Annotated in this window: 10 protein-coding genes and 1 pseudogene; 9 read left to right on the top strand and 2 right to left on the bottom strand. The window is 70.9% G+C overall.

The features are described from left to right. Positions 1-27: 27 nt before the first annotated feature. From FKN01_RS09515 to ychF, 7 genes are all read left to right on the top strand, one after another. On the top strand, positions 28-915 hold the full coding sequence (locus FKN01_RS09515) for an AraC family transcriptional regulator (RefSeq protein ID WP_143618508.1): 888 nt from the start codon (positions 28-30) through the stop codon (positions 913-915). Between the two features lie 180 nt (positions 916-1,095). Beyond that, positions 1,096-1,959: an ABC transporter ATP-binding protein gene (locus FKN01_RS09510; protein WP_143618506.1), complete on the top strand. Its 864-nt coding sequence runs from the start codon at positions 1,096-1,098 to the stop codon at positions 1,957-1,959. Positions 1,960-2,037: 78 nt separating this feature from the next. Next, positions 2,038-3,102, top strand: coding sequence for an iron-siderophore ABC transporter substrate-binding protein (locus tag FKN01_RS09505; protein ID WP_143618504.1), 1,065 nt, complete (start codon positions 2,038-2,040; stop codon positions 3,100-3,102). Beyond that, positions 3,099-5,195, top strand: coding sequence for an iron ABC transporter permease (locus FKN01_RS09500; RefSeq protein WP_143618502.1), 2,097 nt, complete (start codon positions 3,099-3,101; stop codon positions 5,193-5,195). Before FKN01_RS09505 ends, FKN01_RS09500 begins: the two co-directional genes overlap by 4 nt. Before the next feature lie 46 nt (positions 5,196-5,241). Beyond that, positions 5,242-6,291, top strand: a complete 1,050-nt coding sequence (locus FKN01_RS09495; RefSeq protein ID WP_143618500.1) for a peptidase C39 family protein — start codon at positions 5,242-5,244, stop codon at positions 6,289-6,291. A gap of 70 nt (positions 6,292-6,361) precedes the next feature. Further along, positions 6,362-7,573, top strand: coding sequence for a GNAT family N-acetyltransferase (locus FKN01_RS09490; RefSeq protein WP_143618787.1), 1,212 nt, complete (start codon positions 6,362-6,364; stop codon positions 7,571-7,573). A gap of 119 nt (positions 7,574-7,692) precedes the next feature. After that, positions 7,693-8,781, top strand: a complete 1,089-nt coding sequence (gene ychF / locus FKN01_RS09485; RefSeq protein ID WP_143618498.1) for a redox-regulated ATPase YchF — start codon at positions 7,693-7,695, stop codon at positions 8,779-8,781. A 135-nt stretch (positions 8,782-8,916) separates the two neighbouring features. On the opposite strand, the pseudogene FKN01_RS33080 reads toward ychF, so the two are convergent. Both FKN01_RS33080 and FKN01_RS09475 read right to left on the bottom strand, forming a co-directional pair. Next, positions 8,917-9,179 (bottom strand): annotated as a pseudogene (locus tag FKN01_RS33080) (type II toxin-antitoxin system RelE/ParE family toxin). After that, positions 9,172-9,372 (bottom strand): type II toxin-antitoxin system prevent-host-death family antitoxin, encoded by a 201-nt coding sequence (locus tag FKN01_RS09475; RefSeq protein WP_260696841.1) that lies wholly within the window; start codon positions 9,370-9,372, stop codon positions 9,172-9,174. Before FKN01_RS09475 ends, FKN01_RS33080 begins: the two are co-directional and overlap by 8 nt. A 249-nt stretch (positions 9,373-9,621) precedes the next feature. Between FKN01_RS09475 and FKN01_RS09470 the strand changes: the two genes are divergently transcribed. Both FKN01_RS09470 and FKN01_RS09465 read left to right on the top strand, forming a co-directional pair. Beyond that, positions 9,622-11,142 (top strand): class I SAM-dependent DNA methyltransferase, encoded by a 1,521-nt coding sequence (locus FKN01_RS09470; RefSeq protein ID WP_143618494.1) that lies wholly within the window; start codon positions 9,622-9,624, stop codon positions 11,140-11,142. After that, positions 11,139-12,377, top strand: a complete 1,239-nt coding sequence (locus FKN01_RS09465; RefSeq protein WP_143618492.1) for a restriction endonuclease subunit S — start codon at positions 11,139-11,141, stop codon at positions 12,375-12,377. Before FKN01_RS09470 ends, FKN01_RS09465 begins: the two co-directional genes overlap by 4 nt. Positions 12,378-12,414: the final 37 nt, after the last annotated feature.

The following is a 12,414-nucleotide window of genomic DNA, read 5'->3' as shown; positions in this document are numbered from 1 at the left end:
CCGGGGCAGCCGCTTAGACTCGCTCGTATGGTCCGGCCGTCGTCCCCCGAGGTGAGCCCGGGGCTGTGGCGGCGCGAGGCGGGCACGGTGACGCGCCGGGCCGGGGCGCTCCCGGAGCGGGCGCCGGCCCCGGGCGCCGTCGTCGCGGAGTTCCGGATCGTCCCCGCCCCCACGGAGTGGGCCCAGCACGCGCACCGGCTGCACGAGCTCGTCTGGGTGCGCGGCGGGACGCTGACCTCCCGGGTGGGCGACCGGGTCTTCACCGTGTTCGAGGGCCACGGGCTCTGGATGCCCGCCGGAGTGGTGCACGTGGGCCGGGCGACGGAGGGCGCGCGGTTCCACAGCGCCTTCTTCGCCCCCGACCGCACGCCGTTCGCGTTCGAGGAGCCGAAGGCGATCGCGATGACCCCGCTCCTGGTGTCGCTGCTGACCCACCTGTCGCGCACGGACCTCGACGAGGCGGCCCGGCTGCGGGCGGAGGCCGTCGTGTTCGACGTGATCGAGCCGTCGCGGCACCAGCTCGCGCTGCGGCTGCCCGGCGACCCCCGGATCGACGCCATCGCCGAAGCCCTGCTGGACGATCCCGCCGACGGCCGCTCACTGGAGGAGTGGGCGCGGTGGCTGGGGACCAGCGACCGCACGATCACCCGCGCGTTCCGCCGGTCGACCGGGCTCTCGTTCGCGCAGTGGCGGCAGATGCTGCGGGTGCACCGGGCGCTGACGCTGCTGTCCGACGGCGTCGACGTGATGTCCGTCTCCGAGCGGCTCGGCTACGCGCAGCCCAGCTCCTTCATCGCCGCCTTCCGGCGCGTCATGGGCACCACGCCCGGCGCGTTCTCCGGGACGGTGGCCGCGGCCTCCCGGGATGTCCGGAATTCCGTATCGGGTGGCGAGAACACCGGATTGTCTGCCTGACAAGCGGAATATAGTCTTCTTCGAGTTAGGTAACCCTTAGTTGTTGCTCGCCGTGCCCGGTGCTGCCCGCGTACGCCCGTATACGGTGCTGCCCGCGCACCGGCGAGCGTGCGGCCCGGCCCGTGTGGGCCGGGCGGGGGGTGCCCCACTCCGCGCCCCTCCGATCCCCCGGACCTCCTCATGTTCACAAGCCCCTTCCGCCGTGCCGGAAGTCTCCCGGACGGCCCCGCCGCACCGGCCGCCGCGCTCCACGGGCGCGACCTGGTCCTGCGCTACGGCGGCGAGCCGGTCGTCCACGGCGTCTCGGTCACCTTGGAGCCGGGCCGCGCGACCGCCCTTGTGGGGCCGAACGGCAGCGGGAAGTCCACGCTGCTGCGCGCGCTCTCCCGGCTGCACCAGGTGGACGGCGGCCGGGTCACCCTCGGCGGCCCCGGGGAAGCGGCCGAGCGCGACGCGGCCCTGCTCAGCCCCCGCGGGTTCGCCCGCGAGGTCACCCTGTTCTCCCAGTCACGGCCCGCCCCCCAGGGGCTGACGGTCGCCGAGGTCGTGGCCTTCGGGCGCCACCCCTACCGGCGCGGCTTCGCCGGACCCACCCCCGAGGACGGCGCCGCGGTCGACCGCGCCATGGGCGTCACCGGCGTCCGGGACATGGCGGACCGGCAGGTCGGGGAGCTCTCCGGCGGGGAGATGCAGCGCGTCTGGCTCGCGGCCTGCCTCGCCCAGGAGACCGGCGTCGTGCTGCTGGACGAACCGACCAACCACCTGGACCTGCGCTACCAGTTCGAGACGCTCGACCTGGTCCGGGACCTCGTGGAGCGGCACGGCCTCGCCGTCGGCATCGTGCTCCACGACCTCGACCAGGCGTCCCGGGTCGCCGACACGCTGGTCCTCATGCACGCCGGCCGCATCCACGCGGCGGGCGCCCCCGCCGACGTGCTCACCGCCGAGAACATCGGCCTGGTCTACGACATCCGCGTCGACGTCGCCCTCGACCCGCGTACGGGACGGCTGCGCATCGACCCCCTCGGGCGCCACCTCTCCTGACGAGGCCGCCACCCCGACCGGAGCAGCCGTGCGGCGCTCCGGCGCACCCTTCGAAAATGCAAGAAAGTAGGACCCTCCATGCACCGCGCCAGCCGCCTCACGGCCGCAGCCACGACCGGGCTCGCCCTGTTCGCCCTCGCCTCCTGCGGTACGACCGAAGCCGACGACGTCACGGCCAAGAGCAGCGCCAGTGCCGCCCCCGCGTCGAAGAGCTGCGCCGACGACACCACCACCACCTCGACCGGGCCGGTCTCCCTCACCGACGGCGTCGGCCGGCAGGTGGAGCTCGACAAGCCCGCCAAGCGCATCGCGGTGCTGGAGTGGCAGCAGGTCGAGGACGCGCTGACCCTCTGCGTCACCCCCGCCGCCGTCTCCGACGCGAAGGGCTACCGCACCTGGGTCAGCGCGGAGAAGCTGCCCGGCGGGGTGACCGACATCGGCACCCGTGAGGAACCCGACCTGGACACCCTGTACGCGGCCGATCCCGATCTCATCGTCGTAGAGGCGTTCGACGCCAAGGACGAGATGATCAAGAAGCTGGAGAAGCGGGGCGTCCCCGTGCTCGCCACGCGCGGCGCGAACCCGAAGGACCCCATCGGGAACATGCGCCAGGTCTTCAGCATGATCGGCGAGGCCACGGGCCGCACCGAGCGCGCCGACCAGGTCCTCAAGGAGTTCGACGACCACCTCGCGAAGGCGAAGCAGCAGGTCACCGACGCCGACCTGCCGACGAAGGACTTCGTGTTCTTCGACGGCTGGCTGGAGGGCAACAACCTCACCGTCCGCCCCTACAGCGACGGCGCCCTCTTCACCGAGCTGGGCAAGGAACTCGGCCTGAAGCCCGCCTGGACCAGCAGCGTCAACAAGGAGCACGGCGACGGCGGAGTCGACCCCGCCTACGGCCTCGCGCAGACGGACGTCGAGGGCCTCGTCGCGGTGGGCGACGCCAACCTCTTCTACGCCAACGACGAGGGCGCCGGCGGCTATGTCGCCGCGCTGCGGAAGAACCCGATCTGGAAGAAGCTCCCGGCCGTCGAGGAAGGCCGCGCCCACTCGTTCCCGGCACGGGTCTGGGGCGCCGGCGGTCCCCGCTCCAACGAGCAGGCGATCGACGCCTACGTCGACGTACTCGACAAGCAGTGAGCGCCGTACGCGCACAGGGAGCGTCCGCCCGTCCCCCCGAGGACCGCGGCGGCGCTCCCGCCGGGGCGGCCGTCCTGGCCGCCCTCCTCGCCGCGACCGTCCTGGTGGGCCTGTGGCACCTGACCCAGGGCACGTCGGGCGTCGGCGTCGGCGACCTGATCCGCCACCTCGCCGGGCAGCAGGACAGCGCCGACGGCGCGCCGGTCGGCGAGATCCTCACCGGCTCCCGGCTGCCGCGCCTCTTCGCGGGCGTCGCGGTGGGCTTCGCCCTCGGCTGCGCCGGCACCCTCCTCCAGTCCGTCACGCACAACGCGCTGGCCTCGCCCGACACCCTCGCGGTCTCGGCCGGGTCCTACTTCGCCGTCTCGCTCGTCGCCGCCTTCGGCCTCTCCGTACCGCTGTGGGCCTCGGGCGTCGTCGCCTTCGCCGGCGGCCTGGTCGCGGCGGTGCTCGTCCTGCTCCTCGCGGGCCGGGCGGCGGGCACCACGGGCACCCGCCTCATCCTCGCCGGATCGGCCCTGGCGATGGCCCTGGACTCCGCGACCGGGATGCTCCTCATCCTGTTCAAGGAGAACACCACCGGCCTCTACGCCTGGGGCAGCGGCTCGCTCACGCAGCTCAACATCGACGCCTCGGTACGCGCCATCCCCCTCGTGGTCGTGGTCCTCGGCGCCGCCCTGGCACTGTCCCGGCGGCTGGACGTGATGAACCTGGGCGACGACACCGCCGCCACCTTCGGCGTGCCGATCCGGAGCACCCGGCTGCTCGCCGTGGGCTGCGCGGTCCTCCTGACCAGCACCGCGGTGACCCTGGCGGGCCCGATGGCGTTCGTCGGCCTCGGCGCCCCCGTCCTGGCCCGCCTGATCGCCGGGCGCGTCCGCGCGCTCCGCCGCCACCTGCTCCTGATCCCCGCGGCCGGCCTGCTCGGCGCACTGCTCATCCTGCTCGCGGACGCGGTCCTGCGCGCGGTGCAGGGGGCGGACGGGGCGGCCTCCATCCCGACCGGGGTGCCGACCGCCCTGCTCGGCTCCGTCGTGATCGTGGTCCTCGCGCTCCGGCTGCGCGACACGGGCCGCGCCCAGCAGCCCCCGAGGGCCCGGGTCGCCGCACGGTCTGGGCGCGCCTACCTCCTCGTCGTGACCGGCGCGGCGGTCCTGCTGGCCGCGGCCGCTCTCGTCGGCACCCTGGCGGGAAGCCTCTGGCTGAAGACCGGGGACCTCGCCCTCTGGCTCCAGGGCACCGCCCCCGACCTGATCGGGGCCGCCCTCGACGACCGGGTGCCCCGGGTCACCGCCGCCGTCCTCGCCGGCATGGCGCTCGGACTCGCCGGATGCGTGGTGCAGGGCACCGTACGCAACCCGCTCGCCGAGCCGGGCATCCTCGGCATCACGGCGGGCGCCGGTCTCGGCGCCGCGGGCGTCGTCACCTCGGGGCTCGGCGGCGGACGGACGGTGCTCGTCGCGGTCGCCGTCGCGGCCGGGCTGGCCACCTTCGCGGTGATCGCCCTGCTGGCCTGGCGCGGGGGCTTCCTGCCCGACCGATTCGTCCTGATCGGCATCGGCGTGGGCTACGGCCTCAGCGCCGTGACCACGTTCCTGCTGCTGCGCGCCGACCCGTACGACACCCCCCGCATCTTCACCTGGCTCTCCGGCACGACCTACGGCCGTACGTTCGCCGACACCGTCCCGGTCGCCGTCGCCCTGGCCCTCGCCCTCCCCGTACTGCTGGCCATGCGCGAACGGCTCGACCTGCTCGCCGTCGACGAGGACACCCCGCGCATCGTCGGCGTCAGGGTGGAGCGCACCCGGTTCACCGCCCTGGCGATCGCCGCGGTGCTCGCCGCGCTCAGCGTGATCGCCATCGGTGTCGTCGGCTTCGTCGGGCTCGTCGCCCCGCACCTCGCCCGTTCCCTGGTGGGCGCCCGGCAGGCCCGGGCGATCCCGGTCGCGATGCTGCTCGGCGGGGTGCTGGTGTGCGTGGCGGACGCGCTCGGGCGCACCGTCGCGGCCCCTTCCCAGGTACCGGCCGGGCTGATGATCGCGCTGGTCGGTGCGCCGTACTTCGTGTGGGTGCTGAAGCAGTCCCGCGCGTGACGTCCTCCGGAGCACTCGAATGCCGTCGTCCCTACGAGAAGGGTTCATGCCGTCCGTGAACAGCATCGTCATGCCGTACGAGCCCGGCGCCGCACCGGCCCCGCCCGGACCCGCGGAGGTGGCCGAGCGCTGGGCCGCCGTCGACCGCTCCGCCCACGCCCCGCGCCTCGTCGCCGTTCCCGGTGACGGCGCGGAGTGGACGGGCGCCGCGCTCGTGACCGCCCGCCCGGGCACGGCGTACCTGAAGATCGTGGACGCCGTGGGCGACGTACCGGCCGTCGTCGAGGCCGTCGCCGCCCACGCGCGCGACCGGGGGCTCGTGCAGCTGAAGTGGGAGGGGTGGACGGTCACACCGCAGGAGGCCGCCGCCGCGGGCTTCACGCCCCTCGGCCCGCCGCTCTCGCAGTCGGAGGGGGCGAACGGGCCGGCCGCCGGTTACGTCCGCTGGCTGAACGACGGGACGGTGACCCCGCCTCCGTACTACGGGCAGACCACCCACTTCAGCTGCGGGGCCGTCGCCGCCCTCGTCGCGCAGGCGCACGCCGGCCTCCTGCCGCGCGAGGCGCTGGACCGCCGGGCGGAGCTGACGCTGTGGCGCGACGCGACCAACTTCATGGCCTGCGAGCCCGTCGGCCTGGGCGTCGCCCTGCGCCGGGCACAGCCGTCGTCCCAGGTGACGGTCCACCTCGACACGGACCGGCCGGTCATGCTCGACCACCTCGCGCCGGGCGACCAGGAGTGGCGCGCGCTGCTCCAGCGGGTGTCCCGTACGGAGGCCGAGCGCATCGGCGTCCCGGTCGACCCGGACCACCTCTCCCTGAGCGCGGTCCGGGAGGCGATCGGCCGGCGGGAGCACGTGCTCCTGCTCCTCTCGCTCGCCGCGATGCACGGCTTCGAGGTGCCGCACTGGGTGCTCTGCCACGGCACCGTGCCCGGTGCCGTGGTGATCGACGACCCCTGGGCCAACGGCGCGACCGGGGACACCTGGGTCGACGCCCATCTCCTGCCGGTGCCGGACGCGTCGCTGGACGCGATGTCGAGGATGGCGCCCGGGGGCTTTCGCGGGGCCGTGACGCTGCGCTCCGCCCACGAGTAATCCCGGTGCGCCCGGCGCGGGACCACCCGTAGCCTGGCCCCTTTCCGTAACCCGAGGAGACGCGGCAGTGATAGAGATCCGCCCCACCACCGACGAGGACTTCGAGGCCTTCGTCGAGACCGTCCACACGGCCTTCGGGCAGTTCCCGGAGACCCCGGTCGCGGACGGCGGACGCTGGTGGTCGGCGCTGGAGATGGACCGCGGCCTGTTCGCCGTCGCACCGGACGGAAGGCCCGTGGGCACCGCCGCCGCGTACTCCTTCGAGCTCACCCTGCCCGGCGGGAAACCCGTCCCGGCCGCCGGAGTGACCGCCGTCGGCGTCGTGCCCTCGCACCGGCGACGCGGCGTGCTCGGCGCGATGATGCGCCACCAGCTCGCCGATGTGCGGGAGCGGGGCGAGTTCCTGTCGGTGCTGCTGGCCTCGGAGGCGGGGATCTACGGCCGCTTCGGATACGGCCCCGCGACGTCCACGGCGCGGCTGACGGTGCCGCGGCACCGGGCGGACTGGGCGGAGCCGCGGGGCGGAGCGGCCGAGGACGGCACCGGCACCGTCGAGGTCCTGCGGCGGGCCGACTGCGGCGACATCCTCGAAGCGGTCTACGACCGGTACCGCCGCGCGCAGCCCGGCGCGCTGTCCCGGCCGCACCGCTGGTGGGACCTCGGCGCCGGCCAGCCGCCGGTCTCCCGGGCACCTCGCTACGTGGCCGTACACCGGGACGCGGACGGTACGCCGGACGGGTACGCGAGCTACTCGACGGACTCCGGCACCCTGACGGTGGACGAGACCATCGCCGCCGACGACGCGGCCTTCACCGCCCTCGCCCGGTACGCCCTCGGCCACGACCTGGTCTCCCAGGTGGTGTTCCGGCACGTCCCGGCCGAGCACCCGCTGCGCTGGCGGCTCGCGGACCTCCGGGCCGGCGAGGTCGGCGGCGTCACCGACTGGCTCTGGGTGCGCATCCTCGACGTACCGCGTGCGCTGACGGAGCGCGGGTGGTGCACGGACGGGGAGCTCGTCCTGGACGTCGACGACCCCTTCCTGGGCGAGCACGGCCGCTACCTGCTGACCGTCCGGGACGGCGAGGCGGAGTGCGTGCCCACGGACCGGCGGCCCGACCTGTCGCTGGACGTACGGGACCTGGGCGCGGTCTACCTCGGCGGCACCCGCCCGAGCACACTCGTACGGGCCGGCCACATCCGGTCCCACGACCCGGCCGCCGCCGCCCGCGCCGACGCGCTGTTCGCGAGCGACCCCGCCCCGCACTGCCTGCACTGGTTCTGACCAAGGAGAGCTACGCGCTCCGGTCCCTGTACCGTGATACGCGCACGTGGACGATGGCGCGCCTGGGCTGCCGCCGCGGCCGACCCCACCCTTCTTGATCCTGAGCGGACGTTTGTGGCATGAGTACTAGTATCGGAATCGTCGGACTGCCGAATGTCGGCAAGTCGACCCTGTTCAACGCCCTGACCAAGAACGACGTGCTGGCGGCCAACTACCCGTTCGCCACGATCGAGCCGAACGTCGGCGTGGTCGGCGTCCCGGACCGCCGTCTGGACGTCCTGGCGAAGATCTTCGACTCGCAGAAGATCCTGCCGGCGACCGTGGACTTCGTGGACATCGCGGGGATCGTCCGGGGCGCGAGCGAGGGCGAGGGCCTGGGCAACAAGTTCCTCGCGAACATCCGCGAGTCGGACGCGATCTGCCAGGTCATCCGCGCGTTCAAGGACGAGAACGTCGTCCACGTCGACGGCAAGGTCTCGCCGAAGGACGACATCGAGACGATCAACACGGAGCTGATCCTCGCGGACCTCCAGTCGGTCGAGAAGGCGATCCCGCGCCTCCAGAAGGAGTCCCGCCTCCAGAAGGAGAAGGTCGCGGTCCTGGCCGCGGTCGAGGAGGCGCAGAAGATCCTCGAAGCCGGCGACACCCTCTTCCACGCGGGCATCACAGCCTCCACCGAGAAGGGCCGCCTCCTCCACGAGCTCCACCTCCTCACCACCAAGCCGTTCATCTACGTGTTCAACGTGGACGAGGACGAGCTGGTGGACGAGGACTTCAAGAACGAACAGCGCGCCCTGGTCGCCCCCGCCGAGGCCATCTTCCTGAACGCCAAGATCGAGTCCGAGCTGATCGAGCTGGACGACGACGAGGCCCTGGAACTCCTCCAGTCCATGGGCCAGGAAGAACCCGGCCTCGCCACCCTCGGCCGCGTCGGCTTCGACACCCTGGGCCTCCAGACGTACCTGACGGCAGGCCCGAAGGAAACCCGCGCCTGGACCATCAAGAAGGGCGCCACGGCCCCCGAGGCGGCCGGCGTCATCCACACCGACTTCCAGAAGGGCTTCATCAAGGCGGAGGTCATCTCCTTCGAAGACCTGGTGGAAGCCGGCTCGGTGGCCGAAGCCCGCGCAGCGGGCAAGGCCCGCATGGAGGGCAAGGAATACGTGATGCAGGACGGCGACGTGGTGGAGTTCCGCTTCAACGTGTAGTCGTGCGATTGCCGCACGTGAGGTGTTGAGTCAAACGCCGAAGCCGGAAGGGGTCGGGCTCTGTCGAGTCCGGCCCCTTCGCCGTCACCGTGCCGGATGGGGGTGATGGATGTCCTGACGGGTGGTCAGCACCACTCAGGTGTCGTAAACCGTAGAGCGGTGTTCCATATGGACGACCCCGACCACCGGTCCACCGTTGTCGATGGTGTAGACGACGTGGTGGTCGTCGACGCGCAGGGGCGCCGTTCGGGCTGGGACGCGAGTGCGGTGGTGTGGCAGCCGAGGGGGTCGGCCTCCAGCCCGGTCGGCTTGGCCAGGATGCGCTGCGCCATGTCGCGCGGGATCAACCGGAGTTCGGACTGCACCTCGGGGCGGAAGACGGTTCCGTACTCACTCACCGCGTGCCGGCGTCTCCCTCGTGACATCCTCGACCGGGATGCCGGGCGCCGGGTTGGCCATGCGCTCGTCGATGATCCGGTTGATCTCGCGCTCTTCCCGCTTCTGGTAGTTGCGCAGCACCTCGATGGAGACGACGGCGGCGACCTGCTCGCCCCGGCGGGTGATCACCGTGGGCGGGGCTCGGCAGAGTATGGGGAAGGCTTCGCTGTATCACCGGGCTGCGCTGACAGCATGCGGAAGGTGAGAGTCGGGGGGCCCGTGAAGGACGCTCGTTGATCACTGGCCGGGGGAGGCGTTCCGATGTCCGTCCCCTCGCTGCCTTCGCCCGTCACCCACCTGTGGATTTCGGCTGCACCGGGGGAGAGGGCCACCGACCGTGCCGGCCCGGTCGCGGAGCGGCACTTTGTGGGCCGTGTCAGTGGGGTCGGTTAGCCTTCGGCTGTGATTACGGGTGAGTTGAAGAGCAAGATCGACCGAGTCTGGGACGCCTTCTGGTCGGGTGGGATCTCGAATCCCCTGGAGGTGATCGAGCAGATCACCTACCTGATGTTCATCCGCCGCCTGGACGACCTCCAGACGGCGAAGGAGAACAAGGCCAACCGCACAGGCCGGTCGATCGAGAACCCGGTCTACACCGCCGAGACCGACCGGCTGCGCTGGTCCCGTTTCACCAACGAGGCACCGGAGAACATGCTCACCCTGGTGCGAGACGGAGTGTTCCCGTGGCTGCGCCACCTGGGCGGCGAGGGCTCGACGTACTCCCACCACATGCGGGACGCGCGGTTCACGATCACGACGCCGAACCTGTTGGCGAAGGTCGTCGACATGCTCGACGAGATCCCGCTCGGTGACCGGGACGTCAAGGGCGACCTGTACGAGTACATGCTCGGGAAGATCGCGACGGCGGGGCACAACGGGCAGTTCCGTACGCCGCGCCACATCATCCGCCTGATGGTGGAGATGACGGCCCCGGGGCCGAAGGACGAGATCTGTGACCCGGCCTGCGGGACGGCGGGCTTCCTCGTCGCCTCGGCGGAGTACGTCAGCCGGACCCATCACGAGGCTCTGCTGGAGCCGGCGCAGCGTCAGCACTTCAACGAGAGCATGTTCCACGGCTTCGACTTCGACAGCACCATGCTGCGGATCGGCTCGATGAACATGCTCCAGCACGAGGTGGAGAACCCGGACATTCGCTACCGTGACTCGCTCGCGGAGAGCGCGGCAGGAGAGGCTGAGCGGTACTCGCTGATCCTGGCCAATCCGCCCTTCGCGGGCAGCCTCGACTACGACGCGACGGCGAAGGACCTGCAGGCGGTCGTCAAGACGAAGAAGACCGAGTTGCTGTTCCTGGCTCTGTTCCTGCGCCTGCTCAAGCCGGGCGGCCGTGCCGCGGTGATCGTGCCCGATGGTGTGCTGTTCGGCTCCACCAAGGCACACAAGGAACTCCGGAAGATTCTCGTCGAAGATCATAAGCTCGACGCCGTGGTGAAGCTGCCGAGCGGTGTCTTCAAGCCGTACGCGGGTGTGTCGACGGCGATTCTCTTCTTCACCAAGACGAATAGCGGCGGCACGGACAACGTCTGGTTCTACGAGGTCACAGCCGATGGCTGGAGTCTGGACGACAAGCGCTCGCCGATGCTGTCCGAGGACAAACTCGGCCCCGTCCCGGCGGCGGGCAGGCTGATCGACGCGGAGCACGAGAAGAACAACCTTCCCGACGTGCTGCGCCGCTGGCAGCTCCGCAACGGCAGCGAGCAACAGCGTGACCGCACCGAGCAGAGCTTCTGCGTCCCGAAGGCAGACATCGCCGCGCAGGGCTACGACCTGAGCCTGAACCGATACAAGGAGATCGTCTACGAGGAGGCCGAGCACCGAGCGCCGGCCGAGATCCTTGACGAACTGGCGAGCCTTGAGGCCGAGATCCAGCAGGGCATGAGCGAGCTGAAGGGGCTGCTGGTATGAGCGCCTATCCAGTAGTGCCGCTCTCCGATCTGGTCACCGAGGCGAAGCCGGGATTCGCCTGCGGTGAGGAAGACCCCGACGGTGTCTTCCAGCTGCGGATGAACAACGTAACGCGGACGGGGGAAATCGACCTCTCGCGCAAGCGGTACGTTCCACGGGATCATGCGGCGTTGCCCTCCTCGACCTTGTCGGCGGGGGATGTGCTGTTCAATGCGACGAACAGCCCGGATCTGGTGGGGAAAACTCTTCACTTCCCTGGCTTGGAAGAGCCCGTCGCCTTCAGTAATCACTTCATTCGCCTCAGGGTGGAGAGCGAGAGACTGGAACCGCGTTTCCTCGCGCGCTGGTTGCAGAGTCGCTTCGAAGCGGGCCACTTCAAATCAATGTGCCGGCAGTGGGTGAACCAGGCGACTGTCGGCCGGGAGGCGCTGCTCGGCTTGAAGGTCGCGGTGCCGCCGATCGCCGCGCAGAAGCGGATCGTGCAGGTGCTCGACCAGGTGGATGCGCTGCGCGCCAAGCGCCGCAAGGCCGTCGCTCTCCTCGACAGCCTTGCCCACTCGATCTTCCTCGACGTCTTCCACGCCGATCTCCCCGGCTGCCGCCAGATGGAGCTGCCCGAAGCCTTCTGGTTTCAAGAGGGTCCCGGGATCCGGAAGTGGCAGTTCGTCGAGAGCGGCGTCAAGCTGCTGAACGTCGGGAACATCGAGAAGAACGGGGAGTTGAACCTCGGCAAGACTCATCGGTACATCTCTGCCGAGGAGGCGCACGGGCGATACTCCCATTTTCTCGTGGATGCGGGCGACCTGGTCATCGCCAGCTCCGGTATCTCCATCGACGATGACGGACTGCTGCGCACCCGCGGGTCCTTCGTTGACGGTGCGCTGCTTCCGCTGTGCATGAATACCAGCACCATCCGGTTCAAGTCGATCCCCGGGGTTTCCGACCTCTACTACTTGCGGTCTTGGCTGAACGGCGTGGAGTTCCGGAGTCAGATCACCCGGCGGGTCACCGGGTCTGCCCAGCTGAATTTCGGCCCCAGTCACCTGAAGGAACTGAAGATTTCCTTGCCGCCCATCGCGGTGCAGGAAGAATTCGCCGAGAAGGTCAAAAAGATCGACTCGATGAAACTTCTGCACCAGAATCATCTCGCCGAACTCGACGCCTTGTTCGCCTCGCTCCGGCAGCGCGCCTTCCGTGGCGAGCCGTGGTCGCAGGCCACCGTTCCCGCCACCTGACGGCTGCCGAGCCGTCCCCCTTGCACAGCCCGGCACC

This window comes from Streptomyces sp. 130 (assembly GCF_007096885.1).
In the GTDB taxonomy this organism is placed as follows: domain Bacteria; phylum Actinomycetota; class Actinomycetes; order Streptomycetales; family Streptomycetaceae; genus Streptomyces.
Note: the sequence above shows the minus strand (reverse complement) of the source record. Positions and strands in the feature narration are given on the sequence as shown.